This is a genomic window from Streptomyces sp. NPDC046939, from assembly GCF_040644575.1.
Lineage (GTDB): Bacteria > Actinomycetota > Actinomycetes > Streptomycetales > Streptomycetaceae > Streptomyces.
In genome coordinates this window covers 84023-101817 of sequence record NZ_JBEYWV010000035.1, presented here as the reverse complement: position 1 = coordinate 101817, position 17795 = coordinate 84023, and the positions used below count along the sequence as shown (strand labels likewise).

Annotated in this window: 16 protein-coding genes and 1 rRNA gene; 13 read left to right on the top strand and 4 right to left on the bottom strand. The window is 73.4% G+C overall.

The features are described from left to right. The 3 genes from rrf to ABZ877_RS31480 form a co-directional block, all read left to right on the top strand. Window positions 1–91 (top strand): 5S ribosomal RNA (gene rrf, locus ABZ877_RS31490); the annotation flags it as partial. 258 nt (window positions 92–349) lie between these two features. After that, window positions 350–1357, top strand: coding sequence for a hypothetical protein (locus ABZ877_RS31485; RefSeq protein WP_361078129.1), 1008 nt, complete (start codon window positions 350–352; stop codon window positions 1355–1357). Continuing rightward, window positions 1249–1986: a tetratricopeptide repeat protein gene (locus ABZ877_RS31480; RefSeq protein WP_361078126.1), complete on the top strand. Its 738-nt coding sequence runs from the start codon at window positions 1249–1251 to the stop codon at window positions 1984–1986. The genes ABZ877_RS31485 and ABZ877_RS31480 overlap by 109 nt, the downstream gene beginning before the upstream one ends. Before the next feature lie 84 nt (window positions 1987–2070). Here the strand turns inward: ABZ877_RS31480 and ABZ877_RS31475 are convergent, their stop codons facing one another. After that, window positions 2071–3405, bottom strand: coding sequence for a DUF1015 domain-containing protein (locus tag ABZ877_RS31475; RefSeq protein WP_361078092.1), 1335 nt, complete (start codon window positions 3403–3405; stop codon window positions 2071–2073). Window positions 3406–3476: 71 nt separating this feature from the next. Here ABZ877_RS31475 and ABZ877_RS31470 point away from each other — a divergent pair, with 71 nt between their 5' ends. The 4 genes from ABZ877_RS31470 to ABZ877_RS31455 all read left to right on the top strand — a co-directional run bounded on the left by ABZ877_RS31470 (window position 3477) and on the right by ABZ877_RS31455 (window position 7720). Further along, the gene (locus ABZ877_RS31470) at window positions 3477–4532 is read left to right on the top strand and encodes an HAD hydrolase-like protein (RefSeq protein WP_361078089.1); all 1056 of its coding nucleotides are present in this window, start codon (window positions 3477–3479) and stop codon (window positions 4530–4532) included. A gap of 166 nt (window positions 4533–4698) precedes the next feature. After that, a complete protein-coding gene (locus ABZ877_RS31465; protein WP_361078086.1) occupies window positions 4699–5745 on the top strand; it encodes an iron chelate uptake ABC transporter family permease subunit in 1047 nt (348 codons plus the stop codon). A gap of 5 nt (window positions 5746–5750) precedes the next feature. Beyond that, complete coding sequence (locus ABZ877_RS31460; protein WP_361078123.1) at window positions 5751–6788, top strand: iron chelate uptake ABC transporter family permease subunit; 1038 nt, start codon at window positions 5751–5753, stop codon at window positions 6786–6788. After that, entirely contained in the window at window positions 6785–7720 is a 936-nt protein-coding gene (locus tag ABZ877_RS31455; protein ID WP_361078083.1) for an ABC transporter ATP-binding protein, read from the top strand. The genes ABZ877_RS31460 and ABZ877_RS31455 overlap by 4 nt, the downstream gene beginning before the upstream one ends. Here ABZ877_RS31455 and ABZ877_RS31450 read toward each other — a convergent pair. Beyond that, complete coding sequence (locus ABZ877_RS31450) at window positions 7704–8051, bottom strand: SCP2 sterol-binding domain-containing protein (protein ID WP_361078079.1); 348 nt, start codon at window positions 8049–8051, stop codon at window positions 7704–7706. The genes ABZ877_RS31455 and ABZ877_RS31450 overlap by 17 nt on opposite strands. A gap of 42 nt (window positions 8052–8093) precedes the next feature. Here ABZ877_RS31450 and ABZ877_RS31445 point away from each other — a divergent pair, with 42 nt between their 5' ends. From ABZ877_RS31445 to ABZ877_RS31420, 6 genes are all read left to right on the top strand, one after another. Continuing rightward, the gene (locus ABZ877_RS31445; RefSeq protein WP_361078076.1) at window positions 8094–8372 is read left to right on the top strand and encodes a hypothetical protein; all 279 of its coding nucleotides are present in this window, start codon (window positions 8094–8096) and stop codon (window positions 8370–8372) included. A gap of 7 nt (window positions 8373–8379) precedes the next feature. Continuing rightward, window positions 8380–9195 (top strand): TlyA family RNA methyltransferase, encoded by an 816-nt coding sequence (locus tag ABZ877_RS31440; protein WP_361078073.1) that lies wholly within the window; start codon window positions 8380–8382, stop codon window positions 9193–9195. Then, on the top strand, window positions 9192–10097 hold the full coding sequence (locus ABZ877_RS31435) for an NAD kinase (protein ID WP_361078070.1): 906 nt from the start codon (window positions 9192–9194) through the stop codon (window positions 10095–10097). Before ABZ877_RS31440 ends, ABZ877_RS31435 begins: the two co-directional genes overlap by 4 nt. Before the next feature lie 304 nt (window positions 10098–10401). Next, complete coding sequence (gene recN, locus ABZ877_RS31430; protein ID WP_361078120.1) at window positions 10402–12126, top strand: DNA repair protein RecN; 1725 nt, start codon at window positions 10402–10404, stop codon at window positions 12124–12126. Beyond that, window positions 12119–12880: a hypothetical protein gene (locus tag ABZ877_RS31425; protein WP_361078067.1), complete on the top strand. Its 762-nt coding sequence runs from the start codon at window positions 12119–12121 to the stop codon at window positions 12878–12880. Before recN ends, ABZ877_RS31425 begins: the two co-directional genes overlap by 8 nt. 174 nt (window positions 12881–13054) lie before the next feature. Beyond that, complete coding sequence (locus tag ABZ877_RS31420) at window positions 13055–14185, top strand: glycosyltransferase family 4 protein (RefSeq protein ID WP_361078064.1); 1131 nt, start codon at window positions 13055–13057, stop codon at window positions 14183–14185. Here ABZ877_RS31420 and ABZ877_RS31415 read toward each other — a convergent pair. Both ABZ877_RS31415 and ABZ877_RS31410 read right to left on the bottom strand, forming a co-directional pair. Continuing rightward, complete coding sequence (locus tag ABZ877_RS31415; RefSeq protein ID WP_361078062.1) at window positions 14182–15846, bottom strand: PucR family transcriptional regulator; 1665 nt, start codon at window positions 15844–15846, stop codon at window positions 14182–14184. The two genes, ABZ877_RS31420 and ABZ877_RS31415, sit on opposite strands and share 4 nt — an antisense overlap. A gap of 53 nt (window positions 15847–15899) precedes the next feature. Next, the gene (locus ABZ877_RS31410) at window positions 15900–17702 is read right to left on the bottom strand and encodes a glycoside hydrolase family 15 protein (protein ID WP_361078117.1); all 1803 of its coding nucleotides are present in this window, start codon (window positions 17700–17702) and stop codon (window positions 15900–15902) included. Window positions 17703–17795: the final 93 nt, after the last annotated feature.

The following is a 17795-nucleotide window of genomic DNA, read 5'->3' as shown; positions in this document are numbered from 1 at the left end:
GCCCGGTTACATTCCGAACCCGGAAGCTAAGCCTCACAGCGCCGATGGTACTGCAGGGGGGACCCTGTGGGAGAGTAGGACGCCGCCGAACTATTATTGAGAGGACCTTTGGTCCCGGCACACATGCTGGGACCAAAGGTCCTTTTTGTATTTCCAGAGACTTTCTCGGAGCGCGCCGGCACCCCGGCTGCGCGAGAATGACAGCGGTACCGAAGACAGGAGTCCCCGATGTCCCCCAACTCTCCCGACGAGCGACCGGAGCGCGACCAGCGCCGCCGGGACAGTGGTGACCGGGGCGGCTACCGCGGGGGCGCTCCGCGCGGTGACCGGCGTGGTGACCGTCCCCAGGGTGACCGTGACCGGGATCGTGACCGTGGGCCTCGCCGTGACGGTGACCGGCCGTCCTACCGGCGTGATGACCGGCGCGACGACAATCGCGGCGGTGGGTTCCGGCGGGACGACAACCGTGGTGGCGGGTTCCGTGGGCGTGACGACAGGCCGTCGTACGGCGACCGTGACCGGGATCGTGACCGTGGGCCCCGTCGTGATGGTGACCGGCCCGCCTTCCGCCGTGACGACCGGCGTGACGATCGTCGTGATGACCGGCGTGACGACAATCGCGGTGGTGGGTTCCGTGGGCGCGATGACCGGCCCTCGTACGGTGACCGTGACCGGGATCGTGACCGTGGGCCCCGTCGTGATGGTGACCGGCCCGCCTTCCGCCGTGACGACCGGCGTGACGACAACCGTGGTGGCGGGTTCCGGGGGCGGGATGACCGGCCTTCGTACCGGCGTGATGACCGTGACCGGCCCTCGTACGGTGACCGTGATCGGGATCGTGATCGTGGGCTCCGTCGTGATGGTGACCGGCCCGCCTTCCGGCGTGACGACCGGCGCGACGATCGTCGTGATGACCGGCGTGACGACAACCGTGGTGGTGGGTTCCGTGGGCGTGACGACCGGCCTTCGTACCGGCGTGATGACCGTGACCGGCCCTCGTACGGCGACCGTGACCGGGACCGCGATCGTGGGCCCCGTCGTGATGGTGACCGGCCGCCCTTCCGGCGTGATGACCGGCGCGACGATCGTCGTGACGACCGGCGCGGTGGTGGGTTCCGTGGGCGGGATGACCGGGGCGGTCGGCCCGGTGGCGGTGGCTACCGTGGGCGCGACGACCGGCGGGACGACCGTCGTGGCGGCGGGCGGTTCCGGGACGAGCGGGAGCGGGACCGTGAGCCGATCAAGCGGCTGCCGATCCCGGAGGACGTCTCCGGCTATGAGCTCGACAAGGACGTGCAGCAGGAGTTGCAGTCCCTGCCGAAGGGGCTCGCGGAGGACGTCTCCAAGAACCTGGTGATGGTCGCCCGGCTGATCGATGAGGACCCCGAGACGGCTTACGCGTACGCGAAGATCGCGCTGCGGCTCGCGTCGCGCGTGGCCGCCGTGCGGGAGGCCGCCGGGTTCGCCGCGTACGCGACGCAGAACTACGGTGAGGCCCTCGCCGAGTTCCGGGCCGCGCGGCGGATGACCGGGCGTGTGGAGTTGTGGCCCGTCATGGCCGACTGTGAGCGTGGGCTCGGGCGGCCTGAGAAGGCGCTCGACATGGCCGGGGCGCCCGAGGTGCACAAGCTGGACAAGGCCGGGCAGGTCGAGATGCGGCTCGTCGCGGCCGGGGCGCGGCGTGACATGGGGCAGTTGGACGCCGCCATCGTGACGTTGCAGAGCCCCGAGCTGGCGTCGAACTCCGTGCAGCCGTGGACGGCGCGGCTCCGGTACGCGTACGCCGACGCGCTGCTGGCCGCCGGGCGTGAGGACGAGGCGCGCGAGTGGTTCGCCAAGGCCGTGGAGTCCGACAAGGACGGCACCACGGACGCGTCGGACCGCCTGGCCGAGCTGGACGGTGTCGAGTTCGTCGACGCCTTCGACGGCGACGAGGACGATGACAGTGACGATCACCGCGACGACGATGCCGGTGAGAGCAAGTAGGCAGCGGCCGCGTCCCGTGTGAGACGACGGACGGGCGGGTTCCCTTCGGGGGGCCCGCCCGTCCGTCGTCTCAGTCGTATTGGTTCAGTCGTTCGTCAGTGTGCGGAGGACGAGCCCGGTGGCCGGCTTCGGGCCGAACGACGTCGACTTGCGGGGCATCGTCACGCCCTGGCGGGCCAGTTCGCGGACGACCTCCTCGCGGACCGGGTGCATCAGGACCGCCGTTCCGCCGTCGCGGCGGGCCTTCTCGACGGTCGCGTCCGTCGAGTGGATGTAGGTGACGTCGGCGGGGGAGTCCTCGGCGATGCCCCACAGGTGGGCGAGGAGGGTGGAGTGCAGGACCGTCGCGTCCAGGGTGCGCCAGTCCTCGGGGCGGTCCTTCGGGATCGTCCGGTCGAGGAGGGCGGGGTCGGGGCGGTCGAGCAGGTGGTACGTGTCGGCGGTGCCGGTGAGGAGGAACGCGTTGCCGTGGCGGGCCGCCTCGGCGAGGGACTCCATGGCTTGGGGGAGCGGACCCGGGACTTCCCGTATGCGGAAGTGGGGGGACGCCGCTGCCAGGGCCTCCTCCAGCGGGAGGTTGTTCAGGAGGCGGTGGATGGCGCGGACGCGCAAGGGGTAGCGGGCCGTGTCGACGAGGAGGACCAGGCCGTGGTCCCAGGGGGTCGGCGACGGGTGTTCGGCGCGCAGGCGCAGGTAGGTGGCCCAGCGGTGGTGGCCGTCGGCGATCAGGGCCTGGTGGCGGGCGAGGTCGTCCTGGACCGTGCGGATGTCCGCGGGGTCGGTGATCGCCCAGAGGCGGTGGTGGTAGCCGTCCTCGGTCGTCGTGGAGAGGAGGGGGCTGGTGTGGCGGGTGGTGTGCTCGATGAGTGTCGACGCGGCGCCGGGCCCCTCGGCTTCGGCGTCAGTGGCGTCGTCAGTGGCAGCATCGGTGTCGGTGTCGGCGGGGTCCGTGCCTCGGTAGGTCAGCAGGAGTGGCTCGAAATTCGCCTCGGTGGTGCGCATCAGGGCCGCGCGGTCCTCGACGATGTGCGGCATGACGTCCTCGTGCGGCAGGACCACGCCCTCCGCCGCCTCGGACAGGCGCAGGGCGCCGATGAGGCCGCGCTGGAGGAGTTCGCCGTTGCGCTGCTCGTAGACGTAGAGGGCCGGTTCGGTGTCGGTGGCGAGGATGCCGTCGGCGAGCCAGCGGCGCAGGGTCGCGGCCGCCTGGTCGTTGCGCGACTGCGGGGACGTGGCCTGCGGGAGGATCAGGCGGACGATGTTGTACGGGTCCGCGCTCTCCAGGTGGAGCAGGCCGTCCGGGCGGACGACGACGTCGTACGGGGGTGAGGTGACGGCCGCGAGGCTGCCGACGCGCTCGGGGTCGTAGCGCACCCCGCGGAAGGGGCGCAGATCCAGGCCGTCACCTGCAGTGTTCATGCGGGCATCGTACGAGTGTCAGTGGCGTGGGGGATGATCGGGGGAGTGGGATCGAGGAAGGGCGGAACGGAATGAGCCAGAGTGCGGGCGGTGCGGCCGGCGTGGAGCCGCGGGTGCGGCCGGGGAGCAGCGCGCGGGCGCTGAGCGAGGCGTACGACACCGCGCTGCTCGACCTGGACGGGGTGGTGTACGCGGGCGGGCACGCCATCGCGCACGCCGTGGAGTCGCTGGCGGATGCGCGGAAGGCGGGGATGAAACTCGCTTACGTCACCAACAACGCGCTGCGTACGCCGGACGCCGTCGCCGAGCACCTGGTGGAGCTGGGCATTCCGACCGAGGCGGAGGACGTCATCACGTCCGCGCAGGCTGTCGCGCGGCTCGTCGCCGAGCAGTTGCCCGAGGGGGCGCGGGTGCTCGTCGTCGGCGGGGAGGGGCTGCGGGTCGCACTGCGGGAGCGTGGGCTCGAGCCGGTCGACTCGGCGGACGACGAGCCGGTCGCGGTCGTGCAGGGGTACGGCGGCCCCGACATGGCGTGGGGGCGGTTCGCCGAGGCCTGCTACGCCATCGCCGGGCGTGGTGTGCCGTGGTTCGCGTCCAACACCGACCTGACGATCCCGAGCGCGCGCGGCATCGCGCCGGGGAACGGGGCGGCGGTCGAGGTCGTCCGGATCGCGACGGGGGCGGAGCCGCAGGTCGCGGGGAAGCCGTTGCCGCCGATGCACCGGGAGACGATTCTGCGTACGGGGGCGCGGACGCCGCTCGTGGTCGGGGACCGGCTCGACACGGACATCGAGGGGGCGTTCAACGGGGAGGTGGACTCGCTGCTCGTGCTCACCGGGGTGACGGACGCGGCGCAGCTCCTCGCCGCGCCGCCGCAGCACCGGCCCACGTATGTGGACAGGGACCTGCGCGGGGTGCTCACCGGGCAGCCCGAGGTGACGGCCGAGGGGGACGGGTTCCGGTGCGGTGGGTGGACGGCCTCGGCGGGGGATGAGCGGCTGGAACTTGAGGGTGACGGTGACGCGATGGACGGGCTGCGGGCGCTGTGCGCGGCGGCCTGGACGGCTGCGGGGGACGGGGTGTGCGAGCTGGACTCGGAGAAGGCGCGGGGGAGGCTGGGACTGTAGGGCTCCGGCCCCAGGCTCCCGGCCCGCTTTCTGGAGGCTCCGGCGCAGGGCTCCGGGTTCTGGGCCCAAGTTCCCGGTCTCCGGGTTCTGGGCCCCCGCCCCTCTGGGGAGCTGCGGGGTCGGCCGGCTCAGGGTGGGCGGGTCGAGGGTAGGCTAACCTAACCTCGTGTTGGTTGAGAGTCCTCCAGAAACGGGCGCGGACGCCGCCCCCGCGCCGCCCGGCCGCCGCACGGCGATACGTACGGCCGGGCTGCTCGCCGCCGCGGTGGTGTTGCTCGCCGTTCTCGTCGCGAGCATCGCCGTCGGGGCCAAACCGCTCTCGCTGGACCAGGTCTGGCACGGGCTGTTCCACGACTCGGGGAACTATGCCGACATCGTCGTGGGGGAGCGGGTGTCCCGGACGCTGCTCGGGCTGCTCGCCGGCCTCGCGCTCGGCCTCGCGGGCGCCGTGCTGCAGGCGCTGACCCGCAACCCGCTCGCGGACCCCGGCATCCTCGGCATCAACATGGGCGCCTCCGCCGCCGTCGTCACGGCGATCAGCTTCTTCGGGGTGACCTCGTTCAGCGGCTATGTGTGGTTCGCTTTCCTCGGGTCGGCCGCCGTCGGTGTGCTCGTGTATGTGCTGGGCGGTACGCGCAGTGCGACGCCCGTGCGGCTCGCGCTGGCCGGTACCGCGATCACCGCCGCGCTCTCCGGCTACCTCTACGCCGTGATGATCACCGACGACGTGGCGCTGAACCGGATGCGGTTCTGGCAGGTCGGCTCGTTGGCCAGCGCCAAGATGGACACCATCGAGCAGGTGCTGCCGTTCATCGCGGTCGGCGCCGTGCTCGCGCTCGCTCTCGCCCGGCCGCTCAACGCGATGGCCATGGGCGACGACACCGCCCGCGCCCTCGGTGCCCATCTCGGCCGCACTCGCGCGCTCAGCATGGCCGCCGCGACGCTGCTGTGCGGCGCCGCGACCGCCGCCTGCGGGCCGATCGTCTTCGTCGGCCTGATGGTGCCGCACATCGTGCGCTCCTTCACCGGCCCCGACATGCGCTGGATTCTGCCGTACGCGGCGGTGCTGTCCCCCGTGCTGCTGCTCGGCGCCGATGTCGTCGGCCGGATCGTCGCCCGCCCCGCCGAGCTCCAGGTCGGCATCGTCACCGCGGTCATCGGCGCCCCGGTCTTCATCCTTCTCGTACGACGCCGGAGGCTGGCCCAGCTGTGAAGACGGTGAAAACGACCAAAGCGATACGCACGCCGGGCGGGCTCTCCGTACGCCTCGACGTCCGCTCGGCCGTCGTCGTGGCCGTGCTCATGGTGGCCGCGCTCGCCGCGAGCGTCGTCCTCATCGGCACCGGCGACTTCCCGATCCCAGCCCTCGACGTCCTGCGCACCCTCGCCGGGCACGGTGACGCCGGGCAGGAGTTCATCATCAACGACCTGCGGTTGCCGCGGGTCCTCGTCGGCCTCCTGGTCGGCGGCGCGCTCGGCCTGTCCGGCGCGCTCTTCCAGTCGATCTCACGCAACCCGCTCGGCAGCCCCGACGTGCTCGGCCTCAACCAGGGCGCGACCGCGGGCGCGCTCGTGATGATCGTGATCTTCGGCGGCAGCGCCACACAGGTCGCGTTCGGGGCGCTCGTCGGCGGACTCGTCACGGGCCTCGCGATCTACGTCCTCGCGTGGAAGCGGGGCGTGCACGGCTACCGGCTCGTCCTGGTCGGCATCGGCGTCTCCGCGTTCGTCACCGCCGTCAACGGCTATCTGCTGACCAAGGCCGACTTCGTGGACGCGGCCCGCGCCACTGTGTGGATGACCGGCTCGCTCAACGGGCGCGGCTGGGAGCAGGTGTGGCCGCTGCTCGTCCTGTTCGCGGTCCTGGTGCCGGTCGTCGCCGCGTTCGGGCGTCCGTTGCGGATGCTGGAGATGGGCGACGACGCGGCCGGCGCGCTCGGCATCCGCGTCGAGCGGACCCGGCTGCTGCTGCTCACGGCCTCCGTCTTCCTGACGGCGGCCGCGACCGCCGCGGCGGGCCCGGTCGTGTTCGTGGCGCTCACCGCCCCGCAGATCGCCCGGCGCCTGACCAAGTCGCCCGGCCCGAACCTGATGGCCGCGACCTGGATGGGCGCGACGCTGCTGATCGTCGCCGACCTGGTCTCGCAGCGGATGTTCGGCGCGGATCAACTGCCCGTCGGCGTCGTGACGGGCGTCGTCGGCGGCGTCTATCTGCTGTGGCTCCTTGTCGCCGAGCGCAAGGCGGGCCGGATATGAGCGGCCGCACCACCAGGACCTCACCGGCGGACCAGCCGCACCCGACGCACCTCCAGAACGCTAGGAGCACCGCTGTGAACAGGCTGACAGCCGACGACGTGACCCTCGGCTACGACCAGCGCGTCATCGCCGAGAACCTCTCCGTGGAGATACCCGACCACTCCTTCACGGTGATCGTCGGCCCGAACGCCTGCGGCAAGTCCACGCTGCTGCGCGCCCTGTCGCGGATGCTGAAGCCGAGCGCGGGCCGTGTCCTGCTCGACGGCAGCGTCATCCAGTCGATGCCCGCGAAGAAGGTCGCGAAGACGCTGGGCCTGCTGCCGCAGTCGTCGGTCGCGCCCGACGGCATCACCGTCGGTGATCTCGTGGCGCGCGGCCGCTACCCGCACCAGGGCCTGCTGCGCCAGTGGTCGCCGGAGGACGAGAAGGTCGTACGGGAGTCCATGGAGTCCACCGGCGTCGCCGAGCTCGCCGACCGGTACGTGGACGAGCTGTCCGGCGGTCAGCGCCAGCGCGTGTGGATCGCCATGGCGCTCGCCCAGCAGACGCCGCTGCTGCTCCTCGACGAGCCGACCACGTACCTCGACATCCAGCACCAGATCGACGTCCTGGACCTCTGCGCCGAGCTGCACGAGGAGCAGGGGCGCACGCTCGTCGCCGTCCTGCACGACCTCAACCACGCCGCCCGGTACGCGACCCACCTGATCGCCCTGCGCGGCGGCGAGGTGATCGCCGAGGGTGCGCCGAAGGACATCGTCACCGCCGATCTCGTCGAGCGGCTGTTCGGGATGAAGTGCCAGGTCATCGACGACCCGGAGACGGGGACGCCGCTGGTGGTGCCCGCCGCCCGCAAGGCGCGCAAACCCGCGCATCCGAAGGCCCCGGAAGCGGCGTCGGACGTGGACGCCGAGGTGGCTAGAGCAGCGTCCTGAGGCGGAGCAGGTCGCGGAACGAGGCTTCCAGCCTGACCCGGCCCGCGGCCCACGCCTTGGCGAAGTTCAGCCGGCCGTTCACCAGCGCCACCAGGTCGTCGCCCGTCATCGCGAGACGGATCTGCGCCTTGTCGGCCGGCGGCCCGGGACGGGTGGACTGCACCTCGATCCGGCCGTCCTTCAGGCGGCCGGAGAACGTCACGTCCAGATCGGTGATGCGGCAGCTCAGGGTGCGGTCGAGCGCCGCGGCGGCCCGTACGTCGCCGTTCGCGCCCGCCATGGAGTCCGAAAGTCTGTCGAGCGCCGCGCGGCACTCCTCCGTAGTGGCCATCGTGATCGACGGTACACCGGGCTTCCGAGGTAGCGTCTGGGCATGAGCGAGCACCCCGCCGAACAGTCGTACGAGCCTGCGGCCCCGGCCCCCCTCGGCATCGTGCGCACCCCCACCGGCAACGCCGACGTGGACGCCCACCTCGAGCGCCTCGGCGACGTCGACCACCTCGCGGCGGACGGACACATCGAGGTGTACGAGGATGTACACCAGGGGCTGCGCAACGCGCTGACCGCGCTCGACGCCGGGCCCCGGCCCTCGGCGACGCCCTCACCGGCACCGTCGCCGGCGCCTTCATCGACGTACGAGCACAGGAGCTGAACCGACCGTGGCAGGTGTGGCACGTCGCCGCCTCGACGCCGAACTCGTCCAGCGCAAGCTGGCCCGCTCGCGGGAGCACGCGAGCCAGCTCATCGCCGCGGGGCGGGTGAGCGTCTCCAGAATCGTCGCGACCAAGCCCGCGACCCAGGTGGACACCGGGGTGTCCATCGTCGTGGCCGCGGACGAGAGCGACCCCGACTACGTCTCGCGCGGCGGGCACAAGCTGGCGGGCGCGCTCGCCGCGTTCGGGCCGCAGGGGCTCGTGGTGAAGGGGCGGCGGGCGCTCGACGCCGGGGCGTCCACGGGCGGCTTCACCGACGTCCTGCTGCGGGCCGGCGCCGCGCACGTCGTCGCCGTCGACGTCGGGTACGGGCAGCTCGCCTGGTCGCTCCAGAGCGATGAACGCGTCACCGTCAAGGACCGTACGAACGTACGCGAATTGACGCTGGAAGCGATCGACGGAGTGCCGGTGGACGTGGTGGTGGGAGACCTCTCCTTCATCCCGCTCGGGCTCGTCCTGCCCGCCCTCGCGCGGTGCGCGGCGCCCGACGCGGACCTCGTCCTCATGGTCAAGCCGCAGTTCGAGGTGGGCAAGGAGCGGCTCGGCAGCGGCGGGGTCGTACGCAGCCCCGAGCTGCGGGCCGAGGCCGTGCGGGGTGTGGCCGCACAGGCGTACGCGCTCGGGCTCGGCGTGCGGGGCGTCACCGCGAGCCCCCTGCCCGGCCCCTCCGGAAATGTCGAGTACTTTCTGTGGCTGCGGGCCGGGGCTCCCGAACTGGACCCGGCCGACGTCGACCGTGCAGTGGCGGAGGGGCCGCGTTGACTCAGACCCGAGCTCGTACTGTTTTCCTGCTCGCGCACACCGGACGGCCCGCGGCCATCCGCAGTGCCGAACTCGTCGTGGAGGGGCTGCTCAAGAGCGGCCTCGGGGTGCGGGTGCTCGCCGCCGAGGCGGCCGACCTGCCGCTGCCGTCCTCCGTGCAGCTCGTGCAGGAGGCCACCCCGGCCTGCCTCGACGGGTGCGAGCTGCTCATCGTCCTCGGCGGTGACGGGACGCTCCTGCGCGGGGCCGAGTTCGCGCGGGCGTCCGGGGTGCCGATGCTCGGGGTCAACCTCGGGCGGGTCGGGTTCCTCGCGGAGGCCGAGCGCGACGACCTCGACAAGGTCGTCGACCGGGTCGTCACCAAGGAGTACGAGGTCGAGGAGCGCATGACGATCGACGTCGTCGTGCACCGCAACGGGGATGTCGTGCACCGGGACTGGGCGCTCAATGAGGCCGCCGTGCAGAAGACGGAGCCCGAGCGGATGCTCGAGGTCGTCCTTGAGATCGATGGGCGGCCCGTGACCGGGTTCGGGTGTGACGGGATCGTGTGCGCCACGCCTACGGGGTCCACGGCGTATGCGTTCTCGGCGGGTGGGCCTGTGGTGTGGCCCGAGGTGGAGGCGTTGCTGATGGTGCCCATCAGCGCGCATGCGCTGTTCGCCAAGCCGCTGGTCACGTCGCCGAACTCGGTGCTGGCCGTTGAGGTTCAGCCGCATACGCCGCAGGGGGTTTTGTGGTGTGACGGGCGGCGGACCGTGGAGTTGCCGGCCGGGGCGCGGGTGGAGGTTCGGCGGGGGGCCGTGCCGGTGCGGCTTGCTCGGTTGCATCATGCGGTGTTCACGGATCGGCTGGTGGCGAAGTTCGCGTTGCCGGTCGCTGGGTGGCGCGGGGCGCCTCACTAGCGGGTCGCGTCTGCGGGGTGGGCTTTTCGTCGCCGGGTGCGGGTTTCGTCGTGGCTGGTCGCGCCGTTCCCCGCGCCCCTGAGCGGCGCGTCTCGTCTGCCGGGTGGTCGTCGTCGGCCGGGTGCCGGTTCGTCGTGGTTGGTCGCGCAGTTCCCCGCGCCCCTGAGCGGCGCATCTCGTTACCGGGGTCTGTTGTCGCGTCGTTCCCCGCGCCCCTTCGGGGCGCCCCTTTCGGGGCACTCGGTCAGGGGGCCGTCGCATGGACGGGGTGGAACCTCGTAAGGTCGTGTTCGTGTTGGAGGAGATGCGGATACGGTCGCTCGGAGTCATCGACGACGCGGTGGTCGAGCTGTCACCCGGATTCACGGCGGTGACCGGCGAGACCGGCGCGGGCAAGACGATGGTCGTCACCAGCCTCGGGCTGCTGCTCGGCGGGCGGGCCGACCCCGCGCTCGTGCGGATCGGCGCGAAGAACGCCGTCGTGGAGGGCCGCGTCGCCGTGCCCGCCGGGTCGGCCGCGCTGGCCCGCGCCGAGGAGGCCGGGGCCGAGCTGGACGACGGCGTGCTGCTCGTCAGCCGTACCGTCTCCGCCGAGGGGCGGTCACGGGCGCATCTGGGCGGGCGGTCCGTGCCGGTGGGTGTGCTGTCCGAGCTGGCCGACGAACTCGTCGCCGTGCACGGGCAGACCGATCAGCAAGGGCTGCTCAAGCTCGGGCGGCAGCGGCAGGCGCTCGACCGGTACGCCGGTGACGCCGTCGCCGTGCCGCTCGCCAAGTACACGACCGTCTACAAGCGGCTCAAGGCCGTCAGCGGTGAGCTGGACGAGATCACCACGCGCGCGCGGGAGCGGGCGCAGGAGGCCGATCTGCTGCGGTTCGGGCTCGACGAGATCGCCGCCGTGGAGCCGCGCGCCGGTGAGGACGTCGAGCTGGCGGAGGAGGCGTCCCGGCTCGGGCACGCCGAGGCGTTGGCCTCGGCCGCCGCCGCCGCGCACGCCGCGCTCGCCGGGAACCCGGAGGACCCGGAGGGCGTGGACGCCACCACCCTGGTGGGCGGCGCCGCACGGGCTCTGGACGCCGTACGGGCGCACGACCCGGCCCTCGCCACGCTCGCCGAGCGGATCGGTGAGGTGCAGATCCTGCTGACGGATGTCGCCGCCGAGCTGGCCGGGTACGCCGACGACCTGGACGCCGACCCGCTGCGGCTCTCGGCCGTCGAGGAGCGCAGGGCCGCGCTGACCCAGTTGACCCGCAAGTACGGCGAGGACGTCGCGGGCGTGCTCGCCTGGGCCGAGGCGAGCGCCGCCCGCCTGCTCGAACTGGACGGGGACGACGAGCGGATCGAGGAGCTGACCGCCGAACGCGAGTCGCTCCGCGGTGAGCTGGGCGCGCTCGCCCAGGAGCTGACGCACGCCCGCACCGAGGCCGCCTCGCGGTTCGCCGCCGCCGTCACCGAGGAGCTGGCCTCGCTGGCGATGCCGCACGCGCGCGTGTCGTTCGACATCCGGCAGAACGAGACGGACGCCGCCGACGGCGTCGAGGTCGACGGGCGGACCGTGGTCTGCGGACCCAGCGGCGTCGACGAGGTCGAACTGCTGCTCGCCCCGCACCCGGGCGCCCCGCCCCGGCCCATCGCCAAGGGCGCGTCCGGCGGTGAGCTGTCGCGTGTGATGCTCGCGGTCGAGGTCGTCTTCGCGGGCACCGACCCCGTGCCGACGTACCTGTTCGACGAGGTGGACGCCGGTGTCGGCGGCAAGGCGGCCGTCGAGATCGGCCGGCGCCTCGCCAAGCTGGCCAAGACCGCGCAGGTCGTGGTGGTCACGCACCTGCCGCAGGTCGCGGCCTTCGCCGACCGCCAGCTCCTGGTCGAGAAGACGAACGACGGAACCGTCACGCGGTCCGGCGTCACCGTCCTGGAGGGCGAGGACCGCGTACGGGAGCTGTCGCGGATGCTCGCCGGCCAGGAGGACTCGGAGACGGCGCGGGCGCACGCGGAGGAGCTGCTGGAGGCGGCGCGCGCCGATGCCTGAGCCCGCCCGCGCCCTGCGCGTCGCCGCCGTCGCCGCGGGTGTCACCCTTGCCGCCCGCACCGCCCTGCGCCGTACGAAGCCGGGCGGCGCGCACCTGTGGGACCGGAAGAACCACGCGGGGCGCGGCGTCGATCTGTGCGCCGGGCCCGCCGTCACCCTGGGCACGGCGGCGGGCGCGCTCGTCGCGGACCCGGGGACGCGTAGCGCCACGCTGATCGCCACGCTCGCGGCCGGGGCCTGCGGCGCGTACGACGACGTGGCGGGCGCGGGCGACCCGCGGCGCGGCTTCCGCGCCCACCTCGGCGCGCTGCGGCACGGCGAGGTCACCAGCGGCGCCGTGAAGCTGTTCGGCGTCTCGGCGGCCGGGCTCGTCGCGGGCGCGCTGCTCAAGGAGCGGTGGGCCGACAAGGCGCTCGCCGGGGTCGTCGTCGCGAGCACCGCGCACCTCGTCAACCTCGTGGACGTACGCCCCGGACGCGCGGCCCAGGCGGCGCTCGCGCTCGGCAGCGCCGGGCTGCTGCGCGGCTCGCTCGCCGCCGCGCCGATGGGCGCGGCCGCCGCGGTCCTCCCGGACGACCTGGCCGAGCGCGGCATGCTCGGTGACGCGGGCGCGCACGCCCTGGGCGCCGCGCTCGGTGTCGCCATCGTCGCGGGCAACGGGCGGCCGGGGCTCGTCGCGCACGCCGCCGGTCTGGTCGCCGCCGTCGCCTGCGGGAAACAGGTGAGCGCGTGGGCCGAGAAGGGCATGGGCTGAGACACCCGCCCCCCTCACCCGTGTGAGTGATCCGGTGCGCCGGGTTGCCCGGGACGGCCGGGTGGGGGACCGTGGCCGGTGCCGGAACGTCCGTACGGGCTGGCATCCTTGGCCTGGACCGCTTCCAGGGCCGCACCACCCGCACTCGAACCACCGCATCAGGAGCCCCGCCGCGTGAGCCACGTGAGCAGCCACTCAGCGCACGGACAGCCGCCGCTGCGCACCGTCCAGGTGCTGGGTGGCGGCAGCGCGGGCAGCAGCGCCCACGTCCGCTCGCTCGCCGCCGGGCTCGTCGCGCGGGGCGTGCGCGTCACGGTCTGCGCCCCCTTGGAGGCCGAACGCGCCTACGGGTTCGGGGACGTCGGCGCCCACCACCTCGCGGTCCCGCGCAGCAGCGACCCGGCGTCCGTCGCCGCGCTCCGCGTGGCCTGCGCCGACGCCGACCTGGTGCACGCGCACGGCCTGCACGCCGCCCTGCGCGCCTCCCTCGCCCTGCACGGGCGCGGCGTCCCGCTCGTCGTCACCTGGCACACCCGCGGCTACGCGGAAGGGGCCCGCGCCCATCTGCTGCGCTTGCTGGAGCGCCGCGTCGCCCGCGCCGCCTCCGTCGTCCTCGGCACCTCCTCGGAGCTGGTCGACCGGGCCCGGGAGCGCGGCGCCCGTGACGCCCGGCTCGCGGCGGTCTCCTTCCCCGCCCGCCGCCCCGAGCGCAGGGACGCCGAGGACGCCGAGCGGGCCCGCAGCAAGATCCGGGCCGAACTGGGCGCCGTCGACCGCCCGTTGCTGATGGCCGTCGGCAGCCTCCAGCGGCACCGGGGCTACGACGTGCTGCTCGACGCCGCGCACGCCTGGCTCGGCCTCGATCCGGCGCCGCTGCTCGTCATCGCGGGCGAGGGGCCCGAACGGGCCGCGCTCCAGCGGCGCATCGAGACCGAGGGGCTGCCCGTGCGGCTGGTGGGGCGCCGGGACGACGTCGCCGAACTGCTGCCCGCCGCCGATGTCGCGCTGCTGCCGAGCAGTTGGGAGTCGCGCTCGCTCCTCGCGCAGGAGGCGCTGCACGCGGGCGTGCCGCTCGTGGCGACGGAGGTCGGCGGCATCCCCGAACTGGTCGGGAACGCCGCCGAATTGGTGCCCTACGGGGACGCCCCGGCCCTCGCCCGCGCCGTCGAGCGGATCCTCTCCGACCCCGCGCGCCGCGCCGAACTCCGGGACCGGGGGCGGGCGCAGGCCGCGTCGTGGCCGACCGAGGACGCGACGATCGCCCAGGTCCTCAGCGTCTACGACGAGTTGACCGGCGCGTTCTAACGCGCGGGCTGCTGCACGTGACGGCGGGCCCGCAGCGCCAGGCTGAGCGCGAGCACCGTCTGCGGATCGTCCAGATCGGTGCCGAGCAACTCCCCGATCCGGGCGAGGCGGTTGTAGAGGGTCTGCCGGTTCAGATGCAGTTCGCGCGCGGCCTCCGCCTTGCGGCCCGCGTGCGCGAGATAGACCTGGAGCGTCGGCAGCAGCGGCGGCTTCGCGCGCCGGTCGTGGTCCTGGAGCGGGCCGATCGCGCGCTCCACGAACGCGGCGAGGGCGTCCTCGTCGTGCCGGTGCAGCCGCCAGAGCAGCAGGTCGATGTCGAGGCGCCGGGCGTCGTGCCACGCCTTGTCGTCCAGGCCCTGCGCCGCCGTCGCCGTCTCGGCCGCGTGGCGCAGGCCCGCCGCGGCTGCGGCCCAGCCGCCCGCGCCGCCGACCACGACGACCGGGGCCTGCGCGCCCGCACGGCGCATTCCGGCGCGTTCCACCCCGGCCCGCAGCGCCGCCGCGACCCGCTCGGCGACCGCCGGACGCTCCGACTCCGCGCGCAGGCCGAGCAGGAGCGGCACCCGCCCCTCGACGGGCCGTACGCCGAGCAGGACCGGCACGCCGACCGACGCCAGCTCCTCCGCGACGGCCCGTGCGAGGACCGCCCAGCCGCCGCCGGGGGAGGGGCCGACCGGCGTCTCCGGCAGCCGCATGACCACCGGGAGGAGCGGCCCCCGGCCCGTCGGCTTGAAGCCGAGGACGCGGGCCTGCGCCGGGGCGTCCTCCGGCGCGATCCGCCCCTCGGCGAGGTCGGTGAGGAAGTCGCCGCGCCCGCGCGCCGCCAGTTCCTCCTCCTGCCGCGCCTGCATCAGCACGACAGCGAGCGACCCGGCGGCGCGTTCGGCGGCGATCCGGTGGACCGGTGCGAGCGGCGCCGCCACCGGGAGCAGCACGAGCCGCGCCCGCACCGAACCGGCCCCGGGCCCGCCGCCGGGGACGTCGACGAGCACGGCCCCGCCGGGCGGCTCGTCCTGGTGGGTGGCGCGCATGCCCTCCCACACCTGGAGCGGGTCGGCGACGTCACCGGCGGCGCCGGCCGCGTACAGGAGCTGTCCGTCGACGGTCTCCAGGAAGACCGGGTTGCCGCTGAACTCGGCGAGGACGCGCAGGACTTGCGGGACTCCGCCGCCGCCCAGCAGGGCCTCGGTGCAGCGGCGGTGCACGTCCTCGGCGCGGCGCAGGAGCGCGTAGTGCCCGTTGACGATCTCGGTGTGGATCTCCTCGGTGACCGTGACGAACGGCACCTCGCGGTGCAACTGCACGAGGGGGAGGTTCGCCGCCCGCGCGGTCTCGACGAGCGCGGCGGGCAGCCGGGCGAACCGCTGGCCCAGCTCTATGACGAGCGCGGCGATGCCCCGGTCGGCCAGCTTGCGGACGAAGGCCCGCTGTTCGGCGGGGCGGGTCCCGATCCCGTACCCCGTGCTCAGAAGCAGTTCGCCGCCCTTGAGCAGGGAGGCGATGTTGGGCACCTCACCCGCGTGCACCCAGCGCACCGTCCGCTGGAGCCGGTCCTGCCCCGCCACCACCTCGGGCAGCCCGCTGCGCAGGCCCGGCAGCTCCAGGGCGCGCTGCACGGTGATGCCCCCTGGGGCGTTCTGCGGGGTCCGGGCGCTGTCCATGGAGCGGACGGTACCCGGTACCGGTGCGTCCGCTCCATGGGCAACCGCCGAGGTCAGCCGCTGTACGCCCCGGACGACGTCAGCCGCAGGGCCGTGTCGATCAGGGGGACGTGGCTGAACGCCTGCGGGAAGTTGCCGACCTGGCGCTGCAGGTGCGGGTCCCACTCCTCGGCGAGCAGCCCCAGGTCGTTGCGGAGGTTGAGCAGCTTCTCGAAGAGCTTGCGGGCCTCGTCGACCCGGCCGATCATCGCGAGGTCGTCCGCCATCCAGAACGAGCAGGCCAGGAACGCGCCCTCGTCGCCGGGGAGCCCGTCGAGCCCCGCGTTGTCGCCGTCGGTCGGGTAGCGCAGGATGAAGCCGTCCGGCGTGGACAGCTCCCGCTGGATCGCCTCGATGGTGCCGATGACGCGCTTGTCGTCCGGCGGCAGGAAGCCCATCTGCGGGATGAGCAGCAGCGACGCGTCCAGCTCCTTGGAGCCGTAGGACTGCGTGAAGGTGTTGCGCTCGGCGTCGTAGCCGCGCGCGCACACGTCCCGGTGGATGTCGTCGCGCAGCTCGCGCCAGCGCTCGATCGGCCCGTCCGCGTCGCCCGACTCCAGGAGCTTGATGGTGCGGTCCACCGCGACCCACGCCATCACCTTGGAGTGCACGAAGTGGCGGCGCGGCCCGCGCACCTCCCAGATGCCCTCGTCCGGCTCGTCCCAGTGCTTCTCCAGGTACTGGATGAGCTTGAGCTGGAGCAGCGAGGCGTAGTCGTTGCGCGCGAGACCCGTCATGTGGGCCAGGTGCAGCGCCTCGGTGACCTCGCCGTACACGTCGAGCTGGAGCTGGTGCGCCGCCCCGTTCCCGACCCGTACCGGGGTGGAGTTCTCGTAGCCGGGCAGCCAGTCCAGCTCGGCCTCGCCCAGCTCGCGCTCGCCCGCGATGCCGTACATGATCTGCAGGTTCTCCGGGTCGCCCGCGACCGCGCGGAGCAGCCACTCGCGCCAGGCGCGGGCCTCCTCGCGGTAACCGGTGCGCAGGAGCGAGGAGAGGGTGATCGCCGCGTCCCGCAGCCAGGTGTAGCGGTAGTCCCAGTTGCGTACGCCGCCGATCTCCTCCGGGAGGGAGGTGGTCGGCGCGGCGACGATGCCGCCGGTCGGCGCGTACGTGAGCGCCTTCAGCGTGATGAGGGAGCGCACCACGGCCTCGCGGTAGGGGCCGTGGTACGTACAGTGCTCGACCCACTCCCGCCAGAACTCCTGGGTCGCCGCGAGCGCGCCCTGCGGGTCCGGCAGCGACGGCGGCTTCTGGTGCGAGGGCTGCCACTGGATGGTGAACGCCACCTGCTCGCCGGGCGCCACCGTGAAGTCGGAGTACGTCGTCAGGTTCTTGCCGTACGTCTCCGCCTCGGAGTCCAGCCACACCGAGTCCGGCCCCGCGACCGCGACCGTACGGCCGTCCACCTTGTGCACCCACGGCGTGATGCGCCCGTACGAGAAGCGCATCCGCAGCGCCGAACGCATCTGGACGCGTCCGCTGACGCCCTCCACGATGCGGGTGAGCTGCGGCGCGCCGTCACGCGGCGGCATGAAATCGGTCACGCGGACGGTGCCGCGCGGGGTGTCCCACTCGGACTGGAGGATCAGCGAGTCCCCGAGGTAGCCGCGGCGCGTCGCCGCCGGCGGTTCGGAGTCGGCCGCGTGCGCGGGGCCAAGGCGCCAGAAGCCGTGATCCTCGGTGCCGAGCAAGCCGGCGAAAATGGCATGCGAGTCGAAGCGGGGCAGGCACAGCCAGTCGACTGTGCCGTCCCGGCAGACCAGGGCGGCGGTCTGCATGTCTCCGATGAGTGCGTAATCCTCGATGCGCCCGGCCACGTGCGTCTCCAGTCGAACGGCCACGTTCGCCCCTGGACCGCGACAGTGGGTCGAGGGACGACTGCAATGCGGTCTAGCGGTCTGCGGTCAAAG

What these genes read in the sequence shown, in the direction of transcription:
- ABZ877_RS31475 (WP_361078092.1), bottom strand. Translation starts at nt 3,405, where the DNA reads ATGAACACTGCAGGTGACGGCCTGGATCTGCGCCCCTTCCGCGGGGTG.
- ABZ877_RS31470 (WP_361078089.1), top strand. Translation starts at nt 3,477, where the DNA reads ATGAGCCAGAGTGCGGGCGGTGCGGCCGGCGTGGAGCCGCGGGTGCGG.
- ABZ877_RS31455 (WP_361078083.1), top strand. Translation starts at nt 6,785, where the DNA reads ATGAGCGGCCGCACCACCAGGACCTCACCGGCGGACCAGCCGCACCCG.
- ABZ877_RS31450 (WP_361078079.1), bottom strand. Translation starts at nt 8,051, where the DNA reads ATGGCCACTACGGAGGAGTGCCGCGCGGCGCTCGACAGACTTTCGGAC.
- ABZ877_RS31445 (WP_361078076.1), top strand. Translation starts at nt 8,094, where the DNA reads ATGAGCGAGCACCCCGCCGAACAGTCGTACGAGCCTGCGGCCCCGGCC.
- recN (WP_361078120.1), top strand. Translation starts at nt 10,402, where the DNA reads ATGCGGATACGGTCGCTCGGAGTCATCGACGACGCGGTGGTCGAGCTG.
- ABZ877_RS31425 (WP_361078067.1), top strand. Translation starts at nt 12,119, where the DNA reads ATGCCTGAGCCCGCCCGCGCCCTGCGCGTCGCCGCCGTCGCCGCGGGT.
- ABZ877_RS31415 (WP_361078062.1), bottom strand. Translation starts at nt 15,846, where the DNA reads ATGGACAGCGCCCGGACCCCGCAGAACGCCCCAGGGGGCATCACCGTG.